The 23,672-nt window shown below is 68.7% G+C and carries 21 protein-coding genes and 1 riboswitch; of the genes, 13 read left to right on the plus strand and 8 right to left on the minus strand.

Annotated elements, in window-relative coordinates:
* Positions 1 to 55: 55 nt before the first annotated feature.
* A riboswitch (cyclic di-AMP (ydaO/yuaA leader) is annotated at positions 56 to 217 on the plus strand.
* Between the two features lie 14 nt (positions 218 to 231).
* From QC765_RS12965 to QC765_RS12980, 4 genes are all read left to right on the plus strand, one after another.
* Positions 232 to 837: a C40 family peptidase gene (locus QC765_RS12965; RefSeq protein ID WP_278314865.1), complete on the plus strand. Its 606-nt coding sequence runs from the start codon at positions 232 to 234 to the stop codon at positions 835 to 837.
* 179 nt (positions 838 to 1,016) lie between these two features.
* Positions 1,017 to 2,060 carry an NlpC/P60 family protein gene (locus tag QC765_RS12970; RefSeq protein WP_278314866.1) on the plus strand — a complete coding sequence of 348 codons (1,044 nt, stop codon included), beginning with the start codon at positions 1,017 to 1,019 and terminating at the stop codon, positions 2,058 to 2,060.
* A 136-nt stretch (positions 2,061 to 2,196) separates the two neighbouring features.
* Positions 2,197 to 3,516 carry a hypothetical protein gene (locus QC765_RS12975; protein WP_278314867.1) on the plus strand — a complete coding sequence of 440 codons (1,320 nt, stop codon included), beginning with the start codon at positions 2,197 to 2,199 and terminating at the stop codon, positions 3,514 to 3,516.
* Between the two features lie 79 nt (positions 3,517 to 3,595).
* Positions 3,596 to 4,741, plus strand: a complete 1,146-nt coding sequence (locus QC765_RS12980) for a glycosyltransferase family 4 protein (RefSeq protein WP_278314868.1) — start codon at positions 3,596 to 3,598, stop codon at positions 4,739 to 4,741.
* Between the two features lie 282 nt (positions 4,742 to 5,023).
* Here QC765_RS12980 and QC765_RS12985 read toward each other — a convergent pair whose 3' ends face one another.
* Entirely contained in the window at positions 5,024 to 6,817 is a 1,794-nt protein-coding gene (locus QC765_RS12985; RefSeq protein ID WP_278314869.1) for an AMP-dependent synthetase/ligase, read from the minus strand.
* A gap of 156 nt (positions 6,818 to 6,973) precedes the next feature.
* Here QC765_RS12985 and QC765_RS12990 point away from each other — a divergent pair, with 156 nt between their 5' ends.
* From QC765_RS12990 to QC765_RS13020, 7 genes are all read left to right on the plus strand, one after another.
* Positions 6,974 to 7,375 (plus strand): polyketide cyclase / dehydrase and lipid transport, encoded by a 402-nt coding sequence (locus QC765_RS12990; protein WP_278314870.1) that lies wholly within the window; start codon positions 6,974 to 6,976, stop codon positions 7,373 to 7,375.
* 10 nt (positions 7,376 to 7,385) lie between these two features.
* Complete coding sequence (locus QC765_RS12995) at positions 7,386 to 7,826, plus strand: SRPBCC family protein (RefSeq protein WP_278314871.1); 441 nt, start codon at positions 7,386 to 7,388, stop codon at positions 7,824 to 7,826.
* A 56-nt stretch (positions 7,827 to 7,882) separates the two neighbouring features.
* Complete coding sequence (locus QC765_RS13000; protein ID WP_373876753.1) at positions 7,883 to 9,082, plus strand: ArsA family ATPase; 1,200 nt, start codon at positions 7,883 to 7,885, stop codon at positions 9,080 to 9,082.
* On the plus strand, positions 9,067 to 9,597 hold the full coding sequence (locus tag QC765_RS13005; protein WP_278314872.1) for a hypothetical protein: 531 nt from the start codon (positions 9,067 to 9,069) through the stop codon (positions 9,595 to 9,597). The genes QC765_RS13000 and QC765_RS13005 overlap by 16 nt, the downstream gene beginning before the upstream one ends.
* 22 nt (positions 9,598 to 9,619) lie before the next feature.
* Positions 9,620 to 10,618 carry an ROK family protein gene (locus QC765_RS13010; RefSeq protein ID WP_278314873.1) on the plus strand — a complete coding sequence of 333 codons (999 nt, stop codon included), beginning with the start codon at positions 9,620 to 9,622 and terminating at the stop codon, positions 10,616 to 10,618.
* A gap of 99 nt (positions 10,619 to 10,717) precedes the next feature.
* Entirely contained in the window at positions 10,718 to 11,215 is a 498-nt protein-coding gene (locus QC765_RS13015; protein WP_278314874.1) for a polyadenylate-specific 3'-exoribonuclease AS, read from the plus strand.
* Between the two features lie 94 nt (positions 11,216 to 11,309).
* On the plus strand, positions 11,310 to 12,695 hold the full coding sequence (locus QC765_RS13020) for a class II 3-deoxy-7-phosphoheptulonate synthase (RefSeq protein WP_278314875.1): 1,386 nt from the start codon (positions 11,310 to 11,312) through the stop codon (positions 12,693 to 12,695).
* Between the two features lie 38 nt (positions 12,696 to 12,733).
* Here the strand turns inward: QC765_RS13020 and QC765_RS13025 are convergent, their stop codons facing one another.
* Positions 12,734 to 14,878 carry a Stk1 family PASTA domain-containing Ser/Thr kinase gene (locus QC765_RS13025; RefSeq protein ID WP_278314876.1) on the minus strand — a complete coding sequence of 715 codons (2,145 nt, stop codon included), beginning with the start codon at positions 14,876 to 14,878 and terminating at the stop codon, positions 12,734 to 12,736.
* Between the two features lie 132 nt (positions 14,879 to 15,010).
* On the opposite strand from QC765_RS13025, the gene QC765_RS13030 reads away from it, so the two are divergent.
* Positions 15,011 to 15,397, plus strand: a complete 387-nt coding sequence (locus QC765_RS13030; RefSeq protein ID WP_278314877.1) for an Rv2175c family DNA-binding protein — start codon at positions 15,011 to 15,013, stop codon at positions 15,395 to 15,397.
* On the opposite strand, the gene QC765_RS13035 is transcribed toward QC765_RS13030, so the two are convergent.
* From QC765_RS13035 to QC765_RS13050, 4 genes are all read right to left on the minus strand, one after another.
* Positions 15,394 to 16,332, minus strand: a complete 939-nt coding sequence (locus QC765_RS13035; RefSeq protein WP_278314878.1) for a phytoene/squalene synthase family protein — start codon at positions 16,330 to 16,332, stop codon at positions 15,394 to 15,396. The two genes, QC765_RS13030 and QC765_RS13035, sit on opposite strands and share 4 nt — an antisense overlap.
* 13 nt (positions 16,333 to 16,345) lie before the next feature.
* Positions 16,346 to 17,917, minus strand: a complete 1,572-nt coding sequence (locus QC765_RS13040) for an alpha-(1->6)-mannopyranosyltransferase A (protein ID WP_278314879.1) — start codon at positions 17,915 to 17,917, stop codon at positions 16,346 to 16,348.
* Positions 17,918 to 18,018: 101 nt separating this feature from the next.
* Entirely contained in the window at positions 18,019 to 19,575 is a 1,557-nt protein-coding gene (gene crtI / locus QC765_RS13045) for a phytoene desaturase family protein (RefSeq protein ID WP_278314880.1), read from the minus strand.
* A gap of 32 nt (positions 19,576 to 19,607) precedes the next feature.
* Positions 19,608 to 20,771: a polyprenyl synthetase family protein gene (locus QC765_RS13050; protein WP_278314881.1), complete on the minus strand. Its 1,164-nt coding sequence runs from the start codon at positions 20,769 to 20,771 to the stop codon at positions 19,608 to 19,610.
* A gap of 89 nt (positions 20,772 to 20,860) precedes the next feature.
* On the opposite strand from QC765_RS13050, the gene metF reads away from it, so the two are divergent.
* Positions 20,861 to 21,817: a methylenetetrahydrofolate reductase [NAD(P)H] gene (gene metF, locus QC765_RS13055; RefSeq protein WP_278314882.1), complete on the plus strand. Its 957-nt coding sequence runs from the start codon at positions 20,861 to 20,863 to the stop codon at positions 21,815 to 21,817.
* 4 nt (positions 21,818 to 21,821) lie between these two features.
* Here metF and QC765_RS13060 read toward each other — a convergent pair whose 3' ends face one another.
* Positions 21,822 to 23,003, minus strand: a complete 1,182-nt coding sequence (locus tag QC765_RS13060; protein WP_278314883.1) for a glycosyltransferase family 2 protein — start codon at positions 23,001 to 23,003, stop codon at positions 21,822 to 21,824.
* Positions 22,987 to 23,670 (minus strand): LppM family (lipo)protein, encoded by a 684-nt coding sequence (locus QC765_RS13065; protein ID WP_278314884.1) that lies wholly within the window; start codon positions 23,668 to 23,670, stop codon positions 22,987 to 22,989. The genes QC765_RS13060 and QC765_RS13065 overlap by 17 nt, the downstream gene beginning before the upstream one ends.
* Positions 23,671 to 23,672 lie beyond the last annotated feature (2 nt).

Below are 23,672 nucleotides of genomic sequence, written 5' to 3' on the forward strand. Positions count from 1 at the left end.
TCGTAATCTTTTCGAGACACAGCGGAGTCCTGCCGACCCGACCGGGATGGCGCCGCTCTCAACACCGCTTAATCGCGTGGCACCCGACCGCCACGCGAACCGGGGAACCACCGTTACGTGGGGTGAATCCCACGCTGGACAGCGATCCCGCGTGGGTAGGGCAATCTTCCATGCCCGAACCCGTCAGCTAACTCGGTCAGCGGAACCAGGAAGAAACGGAGAACCATCACTATGGCCACCACGTCGCTCAAGCGGACCGTTCGAAACGCAGTCGCCGCCGGAGTACTTTCCGCCGGCGTCATCGCGATTCCCGCCGCGCCCGCCATGGCAGCGCCCGTGACCATCCCCGGCATCGGCAGCTTCGATGTCCCGGACCACCTCGCGATCCCCACCAACTTCGAGGTCCCGGTCGTCGAGGTCCCGCAGATCCCGAACCTCCCGCAGGTCCAGACCCCGAACTTCGCGCCGCAGCACATCGCGGCCCCGTTCTCGCGCGGCAACCAGGTCGCTGACATCGCCCTCGGCAAGGTCGGCTCCCCCTACGTGTGGGGCGCGACCGGCCCGAACGCCTTCGACTGCTCCGGGCTCGTGCAGTGGGCGCACGGCCAGGCCGGCATCAGCGTTCCGCGCACCAGCCAGGCGCAGGTCGGCGGCGGCGTCCCGGTCTCCTACAACAACCTGCAGCGCGGCGACGTCGTCGGCTTCTACGGTGGCGCCTCGCACGTGGGCATCTACATCGGCAACGGCCAGGTCGTGCACGCGCTGAACTCGTCGTCGCCCGTTCGCGTCGACCCGATGAGCATGATGCCGTTCCACAGCGCTCGCCGCTACGCGTGAGCTAGCTAGCGCGGAGAACGCTCGCGATGGGCGGGAGCCACGGCTCCCGCCCATTGGCATGCTCGCCCCCGAATGGACACCGGGCGAGCGGGATCGTAATCTGATCGAGACTCAGCGGGGAGGCAGGCGCGCGCGACCCGTGCGCACGCGAATCCGTCCAGCAACTAGGAGCAGAACTGGTGATCGCAGGTTCACGCCGTGCGCTGATCACGATGGTGCTAGCCGCGCTCGTCCTCGCTGGGGCCGTCGGGCTGCCCAGCACGATGCCGGCCAGCGCGGATCCCGTCATCACTGATTCCACCGAGGCGCTGAACCGGCTGTCGGAGCTCAGTCGCGCGGCCACCAAGGCCAACGACGATGTGCTCGCCGCGGAGGAGGAGCTCGCGCGCCTCCAGGACGAGCTCGCCGACGCCGAAGCCCGCCAGGAGGGCAACCTCCGCACGGAAGCCGAGGCCAGCAGCCGGATCGAGACGCTGCAAGTCCTCGTGGACGCGCACGCCCGCGCGAACTACCGCGGCACCCGGGTGGATCCCATCTACGCGCTGCTGACCAGTGATTCGCCGCAATCCGTCATCACGAGGATGTCCGCCCTCGACGTCATCACCCGGGACACCGGAGAGCGGGTCAAGGACTTCCATTCAGCGCGCGAGAGCTTCAAGCGCGCCGCAGCGGAGGCTGCTACCACTGCGGAGCACCTCCGGGACCTCACGGCCACCGCCCAGGCGCGCCGCGACGAGCTCGAGCGCCGCCGCGCGAGCCTCGAGCAGCAGATCGCCGAGATCAAGGATCTCTTCGAGACGCTCAGCGCCGAGGAGCGAGCCGAGTGGGCCGGATCGATCATGCCCCCCGGATTTGATACTGGCGCGGTTCGAGGCTCGGGAACCGGCGCAGCGATCGTGCAGGCCGCGCTGACACGCCTGGGCCGTCCCTACGTCTGGGGCGCCACCGGGCCCGAGGAGTTCGACTGCTCCGGCCTGGTCATGTGGGCTCATCACCAGGCGGGACGTTCGGTTCCCCGCACCAGCCAGATGCAAGCGGTCGGTGGCAGCCCTGTGACCCCCGCGGAGATCCAGCCGGGCGACGTCATCACCTATTACTCCGATGCCTCGCACGTGGGTCTGTATATCGGCGACGGCCAGATCGTGCACGCCTCGACCTTCGGGGTCCCGGTCAAGGTCGATACCGTCAACAATGCCCCGATCCACTCGATCCGCAGGTACTAGCAACACTGCGCTGAGCGGGCGGCCACGATCGGGCTGCGCGCGATAGCCTAGGGCGGTGCCTCGCCCGACAACTAGCTGCCCTCGCGCGGCAACCAGCCAGTGGGGCAGCACTGGCACCAGCACATGGCGCAGGGGCATGGTCGCTGTGCTGCTCACGCTGGTCGTGCTATCCGTGCCATCCTGCGCGATCAACAGCGACACCGCGGGCACCACCAGCCCAAGCACTGCCACGCCGACGTCAACAACAGGTACTTCGGGCGGCGCAGCAAGCTTTGACGAGCAACGCCGGCAGGACGCGCAGGATCTGCTCGACCGCTTCTCGCGCGCCCAGGTCGCCGGCGACATCGATCAGCTCAGGAGCTTGATCCACCCGGATGCTCCACCGGATTTCCTCGCCTTTCATCTCGAGCGGGCCCGCAACCTCGCGTCATCCAACCTCGACGAGTGGTCCTATGCCGTCACCGACGGTCCTGAGGCGTTCGTCCCCTCCGAGATCGTGCAGGCACTGGGGGTCCGTGATGCCTGGGCGCCAGGGATCCGGCTCCGGTACAGCGTCGGGGGAGAGGACCCGGGCGTGGACCGGCCAAGCGAACTGATCCTCGTGCTCGATGAAGCGGACTGGTTGATCGGGGGCGCACGGGCCGAGGACCCTGCAGGCTGGTCCCGAGTGCCCTGGGACCAGGGGCCGACGGTCGAGCATACGTCCCCGGGCGGTTCCACCGTGATCGCGCATCCCACCGACGACGCGCTCGCCATCGAGGTAGTGGATCTGCTTCCGGAAGCGGCGGCGGCGGTCACGCGGCGCTGGCCACAGCAACAGGAGGACGATCGAATAATCGTCGAGATCGCCAGTACCGGGGATGAGTTCACCGCCCTCACCGGAGGCGGGCTAGCCGCGCATGAGGGCGCCACTCCGACATCGGGCACCGCGGTGGTCGCCGCGGCGATAGCCAATCCCGATGCCTCCGCCTCGCCGGGGGCCGGCCAGCGAATCGTCGTCGCTGGACCGGCATTCGCGAGCCTCGGCAGGGAAAGCCAGCTCGCCGCGCTGCGCCATGAGATCGCGCATGTGCTCACCCGCTCCCGGAACCCCATGCCTTTGTGGATCGTCGAAGGCATCGCGGAGCTCGCCGCCAAGGGAGATCGCTACCCGGATCCGCGCGGGACAGCTGCTCGCGTGATGGAGCTCGTCGAGCGGTACGGCCCTCCCGATAGCCTGCCTCGCGATGATCATTTCACCGGGGGCGGCGCCGCCTCGCTCCTGGCGTACGAGCTTTCCTGGACGTTTGTCGCCTATCTCACCGCTACCCACGGGGAGGCCGCAGTGATCGAGGCATATCGGTTGGCCGATTCCGAGGGTGGCGGAACGCAGGAACTCTCCCGTGCCCTCGAGGAGATCGCCGCGGTCACGCTGCCCGAGGCCGTCGACGGGTGGGGCCGCTGGCTCGCGCGCTAGCGGCCCGTCGGCGATGGAGGCCGGCCGAAGCGCGCGCCTTGGCCTGTGCCGCGCGCGCGATGCGCATACGGTAAGGAGCATGCGTCGCACGTTGCTCGTCACCAATGACTTCCCGCCGCGGCCGGGGGGCATCCAGTCCTACATCCATACCTTGGCCTCGCTCGTCCCGCCGGATGACCTCGTGGTCTATGCGCCCCGATGGCGGGACGACTCGCACACACGCTTCGACGCCGAGCAGTCGTTCGAGGTGGTGCGGCATCCCTCGACGCTGATGGTGCCATCGCCTGATGTGCTGCGCCGGTCCCGCGAGCTCGTGCGCGCCCATGATTGCTCCGCCGTGTGGTTCGGGGCCGCGGCGCCGCTGGCCCTGCTGACGCCGATGCTGCGGCGGGAGGGGATCGAGCGCGCAGTCGCGTGCACGCACGGGCATGAAGTTGGCTGGTCAATGGTGCCCGGAGCCAGGCAGGCGCTGCGCGTGATCGGTGACGCCACGGACGTCGTGACCTACGTGAGCCGCTATACGCGCGGCCGGTTTGCCTCGGCGTTCGGTCCGGACGCGGCTCTCGAGCATCTGCCCCCGGGCGTGAATACGGATGTGTTCCGCCCGGACGAAGCGGCGCGCACGGAGATGCGCTCGCGCTATGGGCTGGGCGACCGGCCCGTCATCGTGTGCCTCTCGCGATTGGTTCCCCGCAAGGGGCAGGACATGCTGATCCGGGCATTGCCGGGGATCCAGCGGCGAGTGCCGGGCACCGTCCTGGTCATCGTGGGGGGCGGCCCGTACGGGGACCGGCTGCGCGCTCTCGCCCGGGAGCACGCCGTGGCTGATGACGTCATCTTCACCGGGACAGTGCCCTCCGCCGAGCTTGCAGCGCACCATGCGATGGCGGATGTCTTCGCGATGCCCTGCCGCACGCGTGGCGCTGGCCTGGATGTCGAGGGGCTCGGGATCGTGTTCCTGGAGGCCTCGGCGTCAGGGGTCCCGGTGGTAGCGGGACGGTCGGGCGGCGCGCCGGAGACCGTGGTCGATCACGAGACAGGGCATGTGGTGGATGGCCGGTCCGTCAGCGAGATCACTGATGCTATTGCCGAGGTACTGGCTGATCCGGATCGCGCCCGCTCGATGGGGCGCGCGGGGCGCGAATGGGTGACCGAGAACTGGCAATGGCAGACGATGGCCGCCCGCCTGCGCGAGTTCCTCGATAGCGCCGGAGTGCACGCCTAGGGAGCAGGTCCGGTCGGCAGGCCCGATCGGGATCCTGCCGGCGCGTCCAGGCGGTAAGTCCGGGCAGCAAACGCGATAGAAACGACGGCGATCCCGCCGAAATTTCTATCGCGTTTGGCCGTTTCCCGTGCTTTTGCCGGACATCGCACCCGCCACCCAGCGCCGGCCACCCAGCGCCTGCCACCCAGCGCCGGCCACCCAGCGCCGGCCACCAAGCGCCTGCCTGGAAACGAGCGTGGCCCGCCGCGATGAGCGGCGGGCCACGTTCTCGCAGGCCAGGTCCTACTTCTTGTAAAGGCCTTCGATCTCGTCCGCGAACTTCTCAGCGACGACCTTGCGCTTGAGCTTCATCGACGGGGTGAGCTCGCCGGTGGCCTCGGTGAAGTCGATCGGCAGGATCTTGTACTTCTTGATCGACTCCGCGCTCGACACGGTCTCGTTGGCTTGCTTGACCACGGCATCGATCTCGGCGATCAGATCAGGATCGTTGCGAACCTCGTCGATGGCGGTATCGGCGGACTTGCCGTGCCGCTCGAGCCAGCCGGGCAGTGCCTCGGGATCGAGGGTGAGGAGCGCGCCGATGAATGGCTTCTGGTCGCCAACGACCATCGCCTGGCTGATGATCGCGCTGGAGCGAAGCACATCCTCGAGGCCCGCGGGGGAGACGTTCTTGCCACCGGCGGTGACAATGATTTCCTTCTTGCGGCCGTGGATGAACAGGTAGCCCTCGTCGTCGAGGGTGCCGAGGTCGCCGGTGTGGAACCAGCCATCCTCGATGGACTCCTCGGTGGCCTTCGGGTTCTGCCAGTAGCTCTCGAGCACCACGGGGCCGTAGAGGAGGATCTCGCCATCCTCGGCGATGCGTACCTTCGAGCCGGGCAGGGGGCGACCGACCGAGCCGATGCGGTTGTGATCCGGGGTGTTGACCGTGATCGCCGCGCTGGTCTCGGTGAGGCCGTAGCCCTCGAACACGGTCAGTCCGGCGCCGCGGAAGAAGTGGCCAAGGCGAGCCCCGAGCGGCGCGCCGCCGGCGATGGCACCCGTGCATTCGCCGCCGAGCGCGGCAAGCAGCTTCTTGTAGACGAGCTTGCTGAACAGCGCATGCTTGGCCTTGAGGCCAAACTTGGCGCCGCCCTCGTCGAGGGCCTTGCTGTAGGCGATCGCGGTGTCAGCGGCGGAGTCGAAGATCTTGCCCTTGCCGGCAGCGTGGGCCTTGGAGCGGGCGCCGTTGAACACCTTCTCGAAGATGCGCGGCACCGCGAGCAGGACGGTCGGCTTGAACGTGCCGAGGTGCTCGACGATGTTGGGGATGTCGGAGGTGTGGCCGACGGTCACGCGAGCCTCGACGCACGCGATGCTAATGACGCGCGCGAAGATGTGCGCGAGCGGCAGGAACAGCAGGGTGCGCGAGTCCTCCTGCAGGTACGACGACAGGCTCGACGCCAGGATGGACTTGACCTCGGCCTGGAGGTTGTAGTGCGTGAGCTGCACGCCCTTGGGCCGCCCGGTCGTGCCGGAGGTGTAGATCAGGGTGGCGGGATCGGACGCCTTGAGGCTGTTGACCCGCTCGGTCACCACGTCATCGCCGATCTCGGCCCCCGCGGAGACGAGGTCGTCGAGGGCGCCCTCATCGATAACCAAGACCTTCTTCAGTGCCTTGGCAGCGTCCGTGACAGACTTGTGCGCCGTCGCGTTCTCGGTGGTCTCGACGATCAGGCCAACGGCAGCGGAGTCCTCGAGGATCCACTCGACCTGGCTGGAGGAGGAGGAGGCGTAGATGGGCACGGTGACGCCGCCCGCGCTCCAGATCGCGTAGTCAAGGACAGTCCACTCGTAGCTGGTGTTGGCAAGCAGCGCGACACGATCGCCCTGGTTCACACCGAGCGTGACAAGGCCCTTGGCGACCCCGGTCACGTCCTTGGCGAACTGTGCGGTAGTGATATCGGTCCAGGCGCCGTCGACGAGCCGCTGGAACAGGGGATAGGTTGGGCTTTCTGCGGCATTGCGCGCGACGGCATCGGCGCATGACACATCATCAGGGACCGTATATGTGGCCGGGACGCTGAACTCGTGCACTAGGCACCTCCGGGATCATCCGTGCATCGTTGACGTTTTGCCCCACACTTTAACGTGTCTTTGCCTTGGACGGCGGAGCCTCGACGCGGGTTTCCCGCCCACGATAGCGCTGGCGACGTGCTGGTGCGCGGGCAACGCGTATGTGATGCTGTTGGGGTGAGCAGCATTCATGTCGCTGATGACACGTTCATCGCTGCCGCGCCCGATCGGGTCGCGGCCATTCTGGGCGACCGTTCCGCATGGCGTCGCTGGTGGCCTGGCCTGGACCTCGCGGTGCGCGAGGATCGCGCCGACAAGGGGATCCGCTGGCAGGTCCATGGGGCGCTCGACGGCACGATGGAGGTATGGCTCGAGCCCGTCCTCGACGGCACGATCGTGCACTACTTCCTCCATGCGGAACCGACCGGGCGCGATGCGGCGGCGGTGCGCAAGGACCTCGCCGTGGCCAACCGCGCGCGCCGGGCCCAGGGCAGGGCGATGGCGTTCGAGGCGAAGCTAGGGGCGGAGCGAGGCCGCCGAGTCGGCGAGCCCGCTGTGGCGGCCCCGTCGGCAGGGTAGCGTTTGCGTCATGACGGAAAGGACTACGCAGTCGATCGTGATCGAAGCCCCGGCCGAGCGTGTCATGGCGGTGATCGCGGATTTCGCCGCCTATCCGGACTGGGTCTCGGCCGTCAAAGAGGTCCGTGTGGTGTCGACCCTGCCCAACGGGCATGCTGCTCGCGTGCATTTCGAGCTCGACGCCGGTGTCATCAAGGACAGCTATGACCTCCTGTACCGCTGGTCGCCCGATGGCCTCGCGGTGAGCTGGGAACTGGTGGACGGCACGATCCAGAAGGCACAGTCGGGCTCGTACGTGCTTGATCCGCTGCCCGAGGGGACTTCCACGCGGGTCACCTACGAGCTCATGGTGGACCTCGCGATCCCGGTCATCGGACTGCTCAAGCGGCGCGCGGAGAAGGTCATCACCGATACCGCGCTCAAGGAGCTCAAGAAGCGAGTCGAGCGCTGACCGACGACCAGGGCGCCACCCGTGCCCCGATCCGGCTGATCGTCGGCAAGGGCGGGGTGGGAAAGACAACGCTCGCGGCGGCGCTCGCGGTCGCGAGCGCGCGAGAAGGCAACCGGACGCTGGTGGTATCGACCGACCAGGCGCATTCCCTCGCGGATGCCTACGGCCTGGATGGTCCCGCCGGGGACGATGGTTCCTGGCATCTCGAGGGTGGCCTGCTGCACGCGCGCCACATCGATGCCGTGGCGCTCGCGGAATCACTCTGGAAGAGCCTCGTGGACCGGATCGGTCCCCAGTTCGGCCCCGAGGGGGACGACGCCATCGATTGGTTGTCGCTCGAGCCCGAGGAGATCACGGTGGTTCCCGGCGCGGAGGAGCTGCTCGCGCTCGTCGAGATCATGCGGCTCGCCGAGAGCGGGCAGTGGGACGAGGTGATCGTCGATTGCGCGCCCACCGCCGAGACCCTGCGACTGATCACCCTGCCAGAGACGGTCCAGGGCTACGCGGATCGCATATGGCCGCAGCATCGACGGCTCCAGTCGATTGGGCATCCCGGCGCCCCCGGCATGCTGGCCGAGGTCCTCGACGCGATCACCGCGAGCGCGGCGCGGCTGCGGTCCCGGCTCACGAGCGCCACGACTGTGCGCGTAGCGCTGGTGCTCACCCCGGAGAAGGTGGTGATGGAGGAGGCCCGGCGCACCGTGACAGCCATGGCGCTGCTCGGCATGAACCTCGACACGGTGATCGCCAATCGCATCCTCGAGCCCCATCCATGCTCCCCATCGGACGATCCGATCCATCATTGGTACAGCGCGCGCCTCATCGAGCAGCAGGCCGTGCTCGACGAGCTTGGCGGGGCGCTCGGCGCCGTGCCGCTGCTGCGGGTGCACCACGCTGCTGCCGAGCCGGTTGGCCCGGACGCGTTGCACGGGCTCGCTGCGGCGCTTCCCGGGCTCGGCACGCGCGATGTTGATCCCGGGGATGTCGCGTCGCGACGGGCCCCGCGGGTATCGTGCGAGTCCGGGGAGGACCTCAATGCGGTATACCTCATGAGAATGGAATTGCCGCTCGTCGACCCTGCCTCGGTGCGACTCGGCCGGATCGGCGACGATCTGATCGTGGGCGCCGCGGGGATCCGTCGGCGGGTCCTTCTCGCGCCGGTGCTCCGGCGGTGCCTGGTCATCGGCGCGCGCATGGACGGCAGCGAGCTCCAGATCCGCTTCAGACCCAACCCGGAGGTATGGCCACAGTGGTAGACGGTCCGCCCACCGCCGATCCCCAGCCCGCCCTGCGCGCCGCCGCGCGCGAGCTGCGCATGCTTGCCCAGGTGATCATCGACAAGTTCGAGCCCGCCCTGCGCGCCTATTCCGACCACGAGCACGAGACCGCCGGTGGCTCAGCTTGCTCGTGGTGCCCGGTGTGCGCGGTCGTTGCCGTCGCGCGGGGCGAGAACCATGAGCTCATCACGGCACTCGCCCGGCACGGTGCGACGGTGCTGGGCTTCCTGCGCACGATCGTGGAGAACGAGGACGAGGAGTCCATCGACGACATCCTCGTTGATCAATTGAACTCGATGTTTGACCTTGCCCGGGGATTCGCGCCCGCGTCCAGCGCGCCGGAATCCGAATCGCCGCGGGCTCGCACGAAGCAGGCTGGCCCGCAATCGGGCCAGCCCGGCTCGCGCCGGCCACGAACCAGCGGGGAGCCGCCGCGCGCCCATCCGGTCCGCGAGAAGCAGTTCGAACCGATCCCCGTGCTGATCGGCACCTAGCGCCAGTGGCAGGATCGAGTCCATGAGCGCTCGATCAGGGCATCCCAGCAGGGCCGAGTGCCTGACCGTGGGAGTCGATATCGGTGGCACGAATATCCGCGCCGCGGTCGTCGCTGACGACGCCACCATCATCGACACGGTCAACGCCCCGACCCCGCACTCGGTGCGATCCCTCGAGAAAGCCGTTGCCGGTGCGATCCATGGCCTGATGGAGCGCCACGACGTAGCCGCGGTGGGGCTCGCGATAGCGGGCTTCCTCACCAGCGATCGCCGCACCGTGCGATTCGCTCCCCATCTGCCATGGCGCGGCATCGCGGTCGGCGAGATGATGCAGCAGGTCCTCGGCGTGCCGGTGGTCGTCGAGCATGACGCCAATGCCGCTGGGTGGGCCGAGTATCGCTTCGGAGCCGGAATGGGCGGCGAGAACGTGGTGACGCTCGCGATCGGCACCGGCATCGGGGCGGCATTGCTGATGGACGGGGAGATATTCCGGGGCAGCCATGGCGTGGCGCCCGAGCTGGGCCACCTCCAGGTCGTGCCCGACGGGCGAGCGTGCCCCTGCGGGAAGCGGGGCTGCCTCGAGCGCTATTGCAGCGGGACCGGGCTCATTGATTCCGCGATCGAGCTGCTCGCGAACGATCCGGACCTCGCCTCCCCGCTCGCCCGCGAGCTCCGTGGCGACCCCGAGTGCGTATCGGGCCGACGCGTGATGTCCGCGGCCCAGGACGGCGACGTGCTCGGCGAGGCAACCGTCGGCGAGTTCGCGCGCTGGCTCGGCGTTGGTCTTGCGATGGTCAGCGATATGTACGATCCCGACCTCATCGTGATCGGCGGCGGCGTGGGAAGCGCGGCGCCCTTGTTCCTCGACGAGGCGCGCGAGCACTACGCGAAGATGATCACCGGGGCGGGGCATCGGCCGCTTGCCCGGATCCGCCGGGCCCAGATGGGCGAGGACGCCGCGGTAATCGGGGCCGCGGACCTCGCGCGCGCCGTCCTGCCGGGCCAACCGGCGCCCCGATGAAGCGTAACGAGCACTCGCAGCGGCAAGCCAATAGAATGCAGCCCGTTGCTAGGGCGAGCCGGCCCTGGGGCCAGAACAGACAGGTGGTTGCAGCTACTCGTGCGCTATTTCTATGACAGTGAGTTCATCGAGGACGGGCGCACGATCGACCTGGTCTCGATCGCGGTGGTCGCCGAGGACGGCCGGGAGTTCTATGCCGTGTCCACCGAGTTCGACGCCGCGCGCGCGGGCACGTGGGTGCGGACCCATGTCCTGCCGAAGCTCCCGCCGCCGTCATCGCAGCTGTGGCGCAGCCGTAGCCAGATCCGCGAGGACCTAACGGCATTCCTCAAGCCGGGCGATGGTGATGTCGAGCTCTGGGCGTGGGTCGGCGCCTACGATCACGTCGCGCTGTGCCAGCTATGGGGACCGATGACGGCCCTGCCGCGCGGGATGCCACGCTTCACTCGCGAGATCAAGCAGCATTGGGAGGCCCACGGCAAGCCCCAGCTGCCCGGAGCCCCCGGTGATGCCCATGACGCGCTCGCCGACGCCCGTCACAACGCGCAGCGATTCCTGGCCATCGAAGCGTTGCGGGATCGCAGGTCCCGGCCCTGACCGAACACGGCCAGGCTGCGGCGAGGACCACCGGGGAAGAGCGAATTACCACCCTCGCGAGCGAAGTGACCGCCTCACGTCCTACGCTAGGGGAGTGAACTGGACTGTCGACGTGGCGATCGATGAACTGCCACAGCTCCCGCCCCTGCCTGGTGACCTGCGCGAACGGCTCGATGCCGCGCTCGCCAAGCCTGCCGTGCAGCAGCCGGGATGGCCCGCCGGGCAGGCCGCTACCATGCGCACGGTGCTCGAATCGGTGCCTCCGGTCACTGTGGCGCCCGAGGTGGACGCGCTGCAGGACAAGCTAGCCGCCGTCGCGCGGGGCGAGGCATTCCTGCTGCAGGGCGGCGATTGCGCGGAAACGTTCGCGGACAACACGGAGCCGCATATCACCGCGAACATTCGCACGCTGCTGCAAATGGCCGTGGTCCTCACCTACGGCGCGAGCCTGCCGGTGGTCAAGGTCGCGCGGATCGCTGGGCAGTACGCCAAGCCCCGCTCGTCCAATATCGATGCGCTGGGCCTCCCGTCCTACCGGGGCGACATGATCAATTCGCTGGCGCCCGATGAGCACACCCGGCAGCACGATGCATCGCGCCTCGTCCGCGCCTACGCCAACGCGAGCGCCGCGATGAACCTGGTCCGCGCGCTCACCGGCTCTGGCCTCGCGGACCTGCGGAAGGTCCACGAGTGGAACCGCGAGTTCGTCCGTACCTCCCCGGCCGGGGCCCGCTACGAGGCCCTCGCCAGCGAGATCGACCGCGGCCTGCGCTTCATGGATGCCTGCGGCGTGACCGACCCCGCGCTGCATGCCGTGGAGATCTTCGCTAGCCATGAGGCGCTCGTGCTGGACTACGAGCGCGCCATGCTGCGGCTCGACAAGCGACGCGACGAGCCCCGGCTCTACGATCTCTCCGCGCACTTCCTGTGGATCGGGGATCGCACCAGGCAGCTCGATGGCGCGCATATCGCGCTGGCCGAGCTCGTGGCCAACCCGATCGGGCTGAAGATCGGTCCGTCCACGACGCCTGACCAGGCTGTCGAGTACGTCGAGCGCCTTGACCCGCACAACAAGCCCGGCCGCCTGACCCTGGTATCGCGCATGGGCAACGGCAAGGTCCGTGAGCTGCTGCCCCCCATCATCGAGAAGGTGCAGGCCACAGGCCATCAGGTGATCTGGCAGTGCGACCCGATGCACGGCAACACCCATGAGGCGACTACGGGGTACAAGACCCGGCATTTCGATCGGATCGTCGACGAGGTGCAGGGATTCTTCGAGGTGCACAACGCCCTCGGCACATATCCAGGCGGCATTCACATCGAGTTCACGGGGGAGAACGTCACGGAATGCCTCGGGGGCGCTCAGGAGATCTCCGACCTCGATCTCTCGGGCCGCTACGAGACGGCGTGCGATCCCCGGCTGAATACCCAGCAGTCGCTCGAGCTGGCGTTCCTCGTCGCGGAGATGCTGCGCGGCTAGGGCCGGTCCTGATTGGGGCTCGCCGCGTGACCCACGAGCTAGGGCAGCGCCGTCACTGTAACGGTGCTCCCCGGCTGGGCGCGCGATCCCGCGCTCGGGCTCTGGCCGATCACTAGTGACGAGCTGGAGTTGACGAGCTGGCGCACTGCCACGCTGAACCCCGCTTCCGTGAGCGTTGATCGGGCATCAGCCACGGAGCGGCCCAGCACGCCCGGAACGCGCTCGGCGTTCGAGACGACAAGCGTTATGGCAGTGTCCGAGCCCGCCTCGCCGCCGATGGGGGGACGGGTCGCCGATACTGCCCCCGCATCGATTCCGGCATCGAACTCCTCGACGACCTCGCCGACATTCAGGCCCGCATCAACGAGGGCAGCGCGTGCCTCGCTGGTGCTCATGCCGCGCACGTTGGGAACGATGATCGGCTCGCCCAGGCTCGGGGTGATCGTGACCTGGGATCCCACGGCGAGCACCGATCCTGGGGGAGGCTGGAGCGTCACGACGGTTCCCTCGGGGCGCTCGCGGTGATAGGCGCCATCGCCGATGACCGCCGCGAACGTCCGTTCCCGCAAGTCCTCGATCATCTCGTCCACGGGTATGTCGTCGTCGATCGCGGGCACCTCGGGCTGGCCCAGCGATACCGTCACCGTCACATCGGAGCTCCGGACGACCCGGCTGCCCGGCGGCGGAGCGATCCCCAGGATCGTATCGACGGGTTCCGAGTCACGGTATTGCCCATCGCGGACCGGGTTGAGCCCGGCCTCCTCGAGCGCTGACTCGGTGGCGACGAGGCTGAGGCCCGTGACGGACGGCACCGTGACGTAGCGGCCCGATCCGAACCACCACCCCGCTACCCCCACGAGCGCGGCGAGGAGCATGACCACGATGATCAGTACCAGCGGGGAGCGAGCGCCACGGGATGACGAGAGCCCACGATCGGGCGGCGCGGGCGCGCGGTCCGGCGTGGCATGCTGGCCATGGGCTGCCGCGGGACCACCCGCTGCCTGGCTCGCCGGCGGCGGATAGGGGCCTCCCATGGGGAGGACCGTGGTGGGGGATCCCTGGACAGCCGGGATGGTCGTTGTCCGCTCGTTCGGTGCGCGGCCCGGGCCGGGCTCGCCCGTATCAGGAGCGGCCGGGGCAGCGGGCGCGCCCGTCGGTATCACGGTGGTGCTGTGGCTGCCGTCCGGGGCGCCGGTGCCAGCCGGGGCCTCGCCCGTGCCAGGCTTGCCCACGCTGCCACTAGCTCCCGCTGGGCCCAGCATGGAGGAGACGGCCACGTGCTGCGCGGACTGGCGCGGCGCGGGAACCCGGTACGGCGGCAGCGAGAGCTTCTCCGAAACGGCGATCAGGGCTTGCACCATCGCGCCCGCGTCGGCGAAGCGCTGCTGCGGCTCGCGCGCAGTGGCGCGCAGGATGAACTCATCGATCTCGCGCGGCACGCCCGGAACGAGAGAGCCAGGGGCTGGTACATCCTGGGATGTTCGCTGGTAGGCCACCGAGATCGAGTTGTCGCCACTGAACGGGACGCGGCCGGTCAGCATCTCGAACATGACCACGCCGAGGGAGTACACATCGCTGCGGGCATCCGCGCTACCCGTGGTGACCTGCTCGGGCGCGAGGTACGCGGCAGTGCCGAGGATCATCCCGCCGGTAGTGGTGCCGGATGCCGCGATGGCCCGGACCAGGCCGAAGTCCGCGACCTTGACCGCGCCTGCATCGGAGATGAGGACATTCTCCGGCTTGATATCGCGGTGCACGAGGCCCGCGCGGTGCGCGACGGCGAGGGCGCGCAGCACGGGACGCGCGACGGCTGCGGCCGCATAGGGAGGCATGGGCCCGCGCTCCCGCAGCAGCTCGCGCAGCGTCCCGCCGGGAACGAGCTCCATCACCAGGAACACGTGCTCGCCATCGGTGCCCTGATCGAAGACCGCGACCAGAGAGGGGTGCGTCAGCCGGGCGACGCTGCGCGCCTCGAGCTCGAACCGGTCGAGGAACTGTGGATCATCGGAGAACCGGGGATCCATGACCTTGATCGCTACTGGCCGATCGAGGCGCAAGTCCATTCCCTGGTACACGACAGACATGCCGCCCCGGGCGATCGGCGCGTCGATGCGGTACCGGTTATCGAGCAGGGTGCCGACGAGATTGAGCGAGTCCGAGCCCCGCTGGCCCCCTGTGCTCATGGACGTCAACTCCTAGGATGTCGGTGGAACCATCCAGGTTCCCTGCCGTACCGATGGTAGCGGCCAGCTCGAAGCCCTGTCGCGCGCTGGCCCAGTACCCGCTTTGGCGCCATCACCCGCTACGGTAGCCGTGTGAGCACCTTTCCAGTCTGCGAGGACGTCCTCGCTGAATCGGACGAAGTCCTGTCCCTGCCCGATGTTGCTGAAGAGCTTGGCATCCCTGTGACCCGCGTGCACCAGTTGCTGAGGGAGGATCAGCTGCTCGCGGTGCGCCGCGACGACATCGCTGTGGTCCCGGCAGCGTTCCTCGACGCTGATGATGAGCACCCTGGCCGCAGTCGGATCCTCAAGCAGCTGCCCGGCCTCATCGCCGTCCTGCGCGATGGCGGATTCGACTACGACGGCGCGCTGGCGTGGATGTACGAGGATGACCCCAGCCTGCCAGGCCGCCCGGTCGATGCCCTGCGCACGCATTCGGCGCGCGAGGTGCTGCGCCGCGCCCAGGCGCTCGCGCTCTAGCTGGTGCCGCTGGCCCGTGGCCGGGCCCCGGCGAGCGCGGCCCGCGCCATGCGTGGTGCCGCGACGGCGAGGCGGGTGCGCTGGGGCACCACGGCACGACGGGCGAACACGTTGTACCCGGCGGACTCGATCTCATCGAGGATGCCCCGGTACAGGATCAATGCGGTCTCCACGCACATCCGGGCCTCGGTAGGCAGCTCCGCGCAACCGGATTCGGCCTTCCTGTAGTACGAGCGAGTGATCGCGATGAGGTGCGCGACGGCGCGCCGTGCCTGCGGCGTCGCTTCTCCGGTGTCCACGCACCGCGCGAGCATGTCCTCGTCCACGCCGAAGGCCGCGAGCTCGGCGAGGGGCAGGTAGATGCGGCCGCGCCGGTAGTCATCGGCCGTATCGCGAAGGAAGTTGGTGAGCTGGAACGCGTCGCCGAGCGCGGCGGCGCCGTCGCGGGCAGCCTGACTATCCACCCCGAACACCGGAAGCAGCTGCAGGCCGATGACCGCCGCCGAGCCGTAGGTGTACTCATGCAGCTCAGCGAGCGTGCGGTATCGGTCACGGTGCTCCCGCGTGCCCGGGATGTCCATCCGCATGGATGCGAGGAAGTCCCAGAAGTACTGATGCGGGATGCCATGCCGGATGATGGTGGTGCTCAGCGCGAGGATGATCGGGTCCGTGGGCGTGGCCCCGCGCTCGAGGGCATCGCGAAGCTCGTGCTCGACGGTATCCACGAAAGCAGCCTGCACCGCGGGCTCGACGTTGCCTTCGTCGATGACGTCGTCGACCTGCCGGGCGAACCCATACAGGGCGTGGATCGCGGGGCGCTGCTGGTCGGGCAGGAGCCTCGCCGCGAGGTAGTAGGTGCGGGCATGGCGCTCGGTGATGCGGCGGCACAGCTCGAAGGCGCGATCGAGCTCGGCATCGGGGGCAGTATGTGTCACGGCTCCAGGGTTCCTAGGCGGTGGGGGCTTGCGCGCTCGGTCCAGTGGCCTGCTTGGGCTTGCCACGCACGAGCTGGCGCAGGCGCAGCGGGTCCTCGACGGTGAGGGAGCGTGCCGCGATGAAGGCAGCGGCGAAGGTGAGGGCCACATGTACCAGGTCGTACATCCCGTGGGCCCCATCGGGTCGGAAGATCACCATGAGCCAGACCGAGAGGCCGGTGAGTATGACGAGCGATCGGTCGGACAGGGCGAAGCCCGCGGCGATGGCAATGGGCCACGAGTAGTACCAGGGCAGCGCGGCGGGGGAGAGCACCACGATCGCGAGGAGCGCGAGCAGCAGTCCGAGCACGGCGTCGCGCTGGGTGTGCCTGCCGCGCCACCACACGGTGATCAGGATGATCAGCATCGCCGCGCCACAGATCATCCGGGTGATATCGAGGACGCTCAGCAGCGGGAAGCTAGTGAACCAGGTGACGATGTGGGCGAGGATCGTGGGCAGGGAGAGCCAGTTGACGATCAGGGCCGAGCCCTGGAGCGCGGTGAGCCAGCCCAGGCCCAGTTGTGCCGCGAAGGAGATCGCGGCCAGCACGATCGCGAACACGGCCACGCCGGGGATCGCGGTGCGCGCGAACAGCACCAATGGGTGCGCGGGTGTCGTGCCGCTCTCGGTGGCATCCTCGCGAAGGTGCACCATCCAGATCCACACGATGAAGGGCAGCGCGACCCCCGCGGTGGCCTTCACGGCCAGCCCGACGGTGACCACGGCGATTCCCGCGGCATGGTGGCGCTGCAGGGCGAGGACCAGACCCGCTGTCATCAGCCCGACCATGAGTACCTCGTTGTGCACGCCCCCGATCAAGTGGATCAGCACGAGTGGATTGAGCACGGCCAGCCAGATCGCTACAGCGGGATTGCCACCGAGGTAGCGTGCCAGGCGTGGCACCGCCCACAAGGTGAGCAGCAGCCCGGGCAGCATCGCGACCCTCATGAGCAGGGTGCCCGCGACGACGTTGTCCCCAGCGATCATGGTGACGGTCTTCGCGGTCAGCATGAACGCCGGGCCATAGGGCGCGGGCGTGGTGGTCCACACCGTGGAGACATTGTCGAGGATCACACCGGGATTGGCGACCGGCCCCACCTTGTACGGATTGAAGCCGTCGCGCAGCAACGCCCCCTGGGCGATGTACGAGTAGGCATCGCGGCTGAACAAGGGGACGGAGAGCAGGAGCGGCACGGTCCACATGAGCACCGTGAGGCGCAGTCCCGCGAGCGTGACGCCACCGCGAAGGGTGAGCCTGCCCAGCCGGACCCAGGCCCAGATCATCACCAGGACCCCGGACCACAGCAGGATGCTCGAGATGACCATGCCGTGCCCGTACCGGAGCCAGCCGAGCTGCATGTTCTCCAGCAGGGCATCGTGGCGGCGCAGGCTTCCCGATCCGAGGCCACCGATCACCAGCACGATAGCGCCGAGCAGGCCCAGGAGCGCGGCGCGTCCCTGGAGACTGCCGAAGAACTCCCGCAGGCTGCCGATGCGCCGCTCCTCGGCGGTCGTATGCAGCGAAACACGGTGTTTGGCGTTCATCGGTGTCGATCATTCCCCACAGTGGCGGCCATGGTGGCCAGGATCGCGATCATCGTATCGAACGACCCTATCCCGAAGCCGTGCAGTAGGCGCCGCCAGGCTCATGGAGCGCCAGTGATGCGTTGCGCGGCGAGACGGCCGGAGATCATCGTGGTGGGAACCCCCACGCCGGGCGTCGTGCCACATCCAGCAAGGACGACGTTGTCCACGCCGCGGACCAGGTTGCGTCGACGAAATGGACCGGTCTGCGGGAACGAATGCGCCGCGGAGAAGGGCGTTCCGGCGGCCATGCCCTGTGCTGCCCACGTCCGTGGCGAATCGACATGATCGACGGCGAAGTGCTCAGAGATTCCCTTGTATCCGCGCCGCTCGAGCGTGCCCAGGAGCTCGGCCTGGTAGGACGGTTCGAGCGCGTCCCAGGCCAGTGGTGCCGAGACCAGGTTGGGGGCGGGAGCGAGCACCGAGAGCAGCTCGCGGGGCCCGGTCGCGCCGTCCGCGACCATGGCGGGGCTGGTGAGCGTTGGCCGGGTGATCAGCAGCGAGGGGTCGGACATGACGGTTCCCTTGCCGCGGCGCGCGGTGAGCTGCTCGAACGTGGAATCCCACGCATCGCCGAAGTCGATCGTGTGGTGGGCCTGGGCATCCCACAACCCTGTTACCGACTGGGGGATCGTGCCGTGCAGGATGAACGCCGATGGCGACCAGCGCGTCGCCCTCCGGGGGATGCGCGCGGGCGTGCGGGCGAGCAGCTGATCGGTGATGGGCAGGTCCCCGGTGAGGATGAACGCATCGCCAGGGATGCGGTGCCCTTCGGCGGTGGTGGCGGCCGTGATCGTGCTGCCACTGTGCTCGAGGCCGGTGATCTCCGTGTTGTAGTGGATGCTGCCGCCCGCCTCGATCAAGGCGGCGGCGAGCGCCTCGGTGATCCGGTGCATGCCTCCATCGGGGAAGTACACGCCGAGCGAGGTGTCCATATGGGCGATGGCGCCATATACGCCGAGCGCGCGTGCTGGGGGCATTCCGGCGTACAGGGCCTGGAAGGTGAAGATGCGCCGCAGGCGTGGATCCTCGATCCGCTTGGCTACTTGCTTGCCGAGCCGGCTGAAGCCACCCAGCGCGATCAACCGGGCCATATCGCGGAAGGCGGACGGTGAGTTCGCCAGATCGAGCGGGGAGTCGAAGTTCGCCGCGATGAACCGGTCGTACTCGGTGTCGAACATCGCGCCGAGCCAGGCGCGCAGCTCCCGGTAGCGAGTGGCCTCGGCAGCCCCGCATGCCCGCCTGACCTCGTGCTCCATTGCCTCGGGGTCGCTGTGCACATCAATGGTCGTGCCGTCCGCGAAGCGACCGTGATAGGCCGGGGCGAGCTGACGGATCACCAAGCCGGTGCGCGCGCGGTCCGAGCCCACCGCAGCGAGGGCCTCATCGATGAGCCCGGGCATCGTCAGGACGGTGGCGCCGCTGTCGATGCGGTAGCTGCCGCCAGGGCCCTCGTAGGCGCCGACCCGGCCGCCCGGGGCGCTGGCGCGCTCGACGATGGTGACGTCGGCTCCGGTGCCGCGAAGGTGCAGCGCCGCGCTCAGCCCGGACAGGCCGGCACCGACGATGACGACGCGGTTCGCGGGCCGGGCAATGGTGTGGATGTGGCGTGCTGGCATCGTGGATGCTCCTCGGGCTTACTTCGGATGGATCAGTGGTCGCGGCGGGTCACGGAGAGTGCCATCTCCTGCAGCTGCCGCTTCGGCCCGGGGGCCATGCTGGAGGTCTCGAGGATCGCGAGCGCCCGATCGGTGAGCGAGGCGATGCGTTCCTCGATGGCGCGCACTGCCCCGAGCTGGTGCAGGATGGCGCGGGCCTCGTTGACCCCGTCTGCAGCGAGCTGGCGCCCGAGAAAGCCACGAAGCCTGCTTGCTGCTGCGGGATCGTGCTGATCGCCGTGGTCGAGGGCGCGGGAGATCAGTTCGGTGCGCTTGCCCTCGATGAGGTCGTCGCCGGAGGGCTTGCCGGTCACCGCGGGATCGCCGAAAACACCGAGCAGGTCGTCGCGCAGCTGGAACGCCACACCGATCGCGGCGCCGAACGCGCGCAGGTCCTCGATGAGCCGGGCATCGGAACCAGCGATCTCGGCACCGAGGTGAAGGGGCCGCTCCACCGTGTACGCGGCGGTCTTGAACCGGTTGATCCGCTCGGCGGTGCCGCGCCGACCGTCACCGGATGCCTCCGCGACGATATCGAGCAGCTGCCCGCCGAGCACCTCGGTGCGCATGGCGGCCCACACCGGCCGCGCGCGCGCGAGCGCCGGGCCGGGCAGGCCCGAGCCGGAGAACATATCGTCGGCCCAGGCGAGAGCAAGGTCACCAGTGATGATGCCAGCAGCCATGCCGAAGCGATCGGCGCTGCCTGACCATCCGTTCCCGGCGTGATCCGCAGCGAACTCGACATGCACCGTGGGACGCCCGCGGCGGGTATCGGAATTGTCGATGATGTCGTCGTGGATCAACGCGCACGCCTGCACGAGCTCCAGTGCCGCGCACGCGGAAACCATCTGCTCGGCATCGGGCCCGGTGGGGTCGCCGCCTGCCGCGGTCCAGCCCAGCCACGCGAACATCGGGCGCACCCGCTTTCCGCCGCTGAGCACGAAGGCCTCGAGCCGTGCCATTGCTGCGGCATACTCCGGCCCGATCGGCTCGACCAGGGGCCTGCGGGATGCGAAGAAAGCCTCCAGCGCGCCGGTCACTAGCGGGGGCAGATCGCGCGCCGTGAGTACGTCTCGTCGTGTGCTCAGCGCTGGCTCCTGTCGTTGTCGGGCTCGCCCGCGCACCAGAGTAGCGACCAGCACGAGGATCGGCGACATGGCAGCGGCCTGGCAGCGGCCTGGCACTGGGAGCGCGGCCGGTGCGCTCCGTCACGGCCCTCCCGCGGCTGAATCCGTATGCTGTGTGTGTGGCAATCAGGGCAAGTCAGTCGACAGAGCGAACAAGCAGGACACCATCGATCGTCGAGCGCATCCGCGAGCATCGTGGCGGAACGCCGTTCTCGGTGGAGTTCTATCCGCCCCGCAACGAGCTGGAGGAGCAGCGCTTGTGGCGCGCGGTGCGCACCTTCGAGCAGATGCACCCGGCTTTTGTCTCGATGACCTACGGCGCGGGCGGATCGACCCGCGACCGCACCGTGCGCATCGCAGGGCAGCTGGCGCAGGAGACAACCTTGCTGCCGGTAGCCCACTTGACCGCCGTGAACCACAGCCTCGACGAGCTGCGCGGGCTCGTGGGGTCCTACGCCGACCGCGGGATCGTCAACCTGCTCGCGCTGCGCGGGGACCCGCCGGGCGATCCGCTGGGAAACTGGGTGAAGCACCCGCAGGGCCTGGAGTACGCCGAGGAACTGGTGCGGCTCATCCGCGAGCTCGGTGACTTCCACGTCGGGGTGGCGTCCTTCCCCGAGGGGCACTACCGTGCCGCGTCGCTCGAGGAGGACACGCGGTTCCTCCTGGGGAAGCTCCGCGCGGGCGCCGAGTACTCGATCACCCAGATGTTCTTCGAGGTGGACGACTACCTGCGCTTGCGGGATCGGGTAGTCGCGGCCGATCCCGTCCAGGGCGAGAAGCCGATCATCCCCGGCATCATGCCGATCACCTCGCTGCGGCAGGTGCGCAAGATCGTGGAGCTCTCCGGCTCCCAGATCCCCGCCCACATCGAGGAACGGCTCGCCCGCGCCGCCGGCAACGGGCCGGAGGAGGACAAGGCCGAGGTTCGCAAGGTCGGCATGGAGCTCGCCACCACGATGTGCGAGCGGCTGATCGCCGAAGAGGTCCCCTGCCTGCATTTCTGCACCCTCAACTTCGCCAAGGCCACCCGGGAGGTCCTCTCGAACCTCGGCATGGCGGCAGTGCCGGCCTAGGCGATCACGGGCGCGGCAGCGGGCGCGATCGCCATGTAGCCTCGCCGCGCCGGTGCCGCGCCCGGGAGTCCAGGACCAGCGCGATCACCCCAGCAGCACCGGCGGGATGGGCGAGGGCGCTCGCGATCCGGGCACGTCGCGGAGTGCCTCCTCGCTCCACCTGGCTAGCCAGGAGCCGGGAGGCAACCAGGGATGCGTATCCGGCGCGGGCGAGCGCGCGCGTGCGCGGATCGCGGGCACGGACGAGCAGCACGGGGAGGATCTGGGTCACCGCGATCCCGGTGAGGACCATGGCGGTGCTCACCGGCCCACCAAAGGCATGGCCCAGCCACCGGCCGTGGCCCGCGCGCAGCGTGGCAGCGCTGGAGTACATGCGGCAGCTCGCGACCTGCCTGCCCAGCACGACAGCAGTCTGGCGGCCATGCCGGCGGTACTCGCGAGCGAGATCGAGGTCGTCGACGAGGGAGCCGCGAATGCTCGCGTGGCCACCGACCGCTTGATAGGTGCTGGTGCTAGTGGCGAGGAACTGGCCGCACGCGACAGCGAGCGAGGGACGGAGGCTCCTGTTGGCCAGCCGCACCGGAGCGGTAGCCAGCCAGGACCAGGCGAGCAGTGGCTGGATCAGGTGCTCGGCAACGGTGCCAGTCTCCTGGTGCGGCCAGATGCTCACCAGGTCGGCCGTGGAGGAATCGAGCGCATGCACTGCCGCGTCGAGCGCCACCGGGGAGACGCGGACATCGGCATCGAGGAAGACAAGGATCCCGGTCCGCGCGCTCGCGGACTGGCCGCCTGCCGCGTGGTCAGCAAGGCGCTGGCAGGCCCACTGCTTGCCGACCCACCCCGGGGGTGGCTCCGCGTCGCTCGCGCGCACCTCGAATCGCGGATCGCCGCCAATTGCCTCGGAAGCGGCCGCGGCCGTGCCATCCGTCGATGCGTCGTCAAGGATGAGCACGCGCACGTGGTGGTCCGTGTCCTGCCGGCGGAGGTCGCTGATGAGCGCGGGAAGCGTGTGGACCTCGTTCCGTGCCGGGATGCATACCGTGACGTCGCGCCGAGATGTCCCGCCTCGGTGCGCCCGGGGCGCGGCAACCGTATTGTGCACGGTCATCGCGAGGAGCACGCCCGCGGTGCAAGCACCGATCGTTGCTAGCCATCGCTGGGGCGGCACGTCAGTGAACGAGGTCACCAGGCTTGGGGGACCGGTTCCGGCTGAACCACGCGAGCGCGCCCACGACGACCGCGGCGGCGACGCTGCCCCCGATCACGAAGCCCGCCCAGCCAGCGAAGCTGCGGGTGTTCGGGTCGGTGTAGCTCGTCTCGGCGCGGAAAGTCGATAGCTGTCCGGCCGCGGGAGTCCAGGTGACTGATCGATTGCTGGTCTGATCGCCATTGGTGGATTCCACCGAGGACGGGAAGGTCACCGAGATGCGAACCTCCGCGCCCTCACCGATGTTCCGCAGGTCAGCGCGCCCGGTGAGGGTCACGTCCGAGCCGTTGCGGACCAGTCGGACATCAAAGCTGCCGGGGACATCGCTGCTGGTCAGGGCGAGCTGCCGGAAATCGGCGAAGCTGAGGTCATTGAAGATGAGCTCGCTGCCCACGAAGCCCTCGTCGGCCCACGGCTGGACCCTGGCGCGGATGCGCAGGGAATCCTGGATCCGTAGCTGTGGTCCCGTGGAGTCATCGCCCGAAGCGCGCTGGGCAACGATCATTCGTCCTGACACGCGATCATCGCTGCTGATGCTGACGTCGATGTCAGCGCGCAGGCATCCGGCGAGGAGCGTGGCGAACGTGGCGAGCAACAACGTGGCGATGACGGTGCGCGCGCGCCGAGGCAATGCGGTTTGAGACACAG

It is taken from the genome of Hoyosella levis (genome assembly GCF_026008515.1).
GTDB classification, from domain to species: Bacteria; Actinomycetota; Actinomycetes; order Mycobacteriales; family Mycobacteriaceae; genus Lolliginicoccus; species Lolliginicoccus levis.

What these genes read in the sequence shown, in the direction of transcription:
- QC765_RS13025 (WP_278314876.1), bottom strand. Translation starts at nt 14,878, where the DNA reads ATGAGCACAGGGGGCCAGCGGGGCTCGGACTCGCTCAATCTCGTCGGC.
- QC765_RS12980 (WP_278314868.1), top strand. Translation starts at nt 3,596, where the DNA reads ATGCGTCGCACGTTGCTCGTCACCAATGACTTCCCGCCGCGGCCGGGG.
- QC765_RS12965 (WP_278314865.1), top strand. Translation starts at nt 232, where the DNA reads ATGGCCACCACGTCGCTCAAGCGGACCGTTCGAAACGCAGTCGCCGCC.
- QC765_RS13005 (WP_278314872.1), top strand. Translation starts at nt 9,067, where the DNA reads ATGGCCACAGTGGTAGACGGTCCGCCCACCGCCGATCCCCAGCCCGCC.
- QC765_RS13050 (WP_278314881.1), bottom strand. Translation starts at nt 20,771, where the DNA reads ATGTCGCCGATCCTCGTGCTGGTCGCTACTCTGGTGCGCGGGCGAGCC.
- QC765_RS12995 (WP_278314871.1), top strand. Translation starts at nt 7,386, where the DNA reads ATGACGGAAAGGACTACGCAGTCGATCGTGATCGAAGCCCCGGCCGAG.
- QC765_RS12975 (WP_278314867.1), top strand. Translation starts at nt 2,197, where the DNA reads ATGGTCGCTGTGCTGCTCACGCTGGTCGTGCTATCCGTGCCATCCTGC.
- QC765_RS13010 (WP_278314873.1), top strand. Translation starts at nt 9,620, where the DNA reads ATGAGCGCTCGATCAGGGCATCCCAGCAGGGCCGAGTGCCTGACCGTG.
- crtI (WP_278314880.1), bottom strand. Translation starts at nt 19,575, where the DNA reads ATGCCAGCACGCCACATCCACACCATTGCCCGGCCCGCGAACCGCGTC.
- QC765_RS13040 (WP_278314879.1), bottom strand. Translation starts at nt 17,917, where the DNA reads ATGAACGCCAAACACCGTGTTTCGCTGCATACGACCGCCGAGGAGCGG.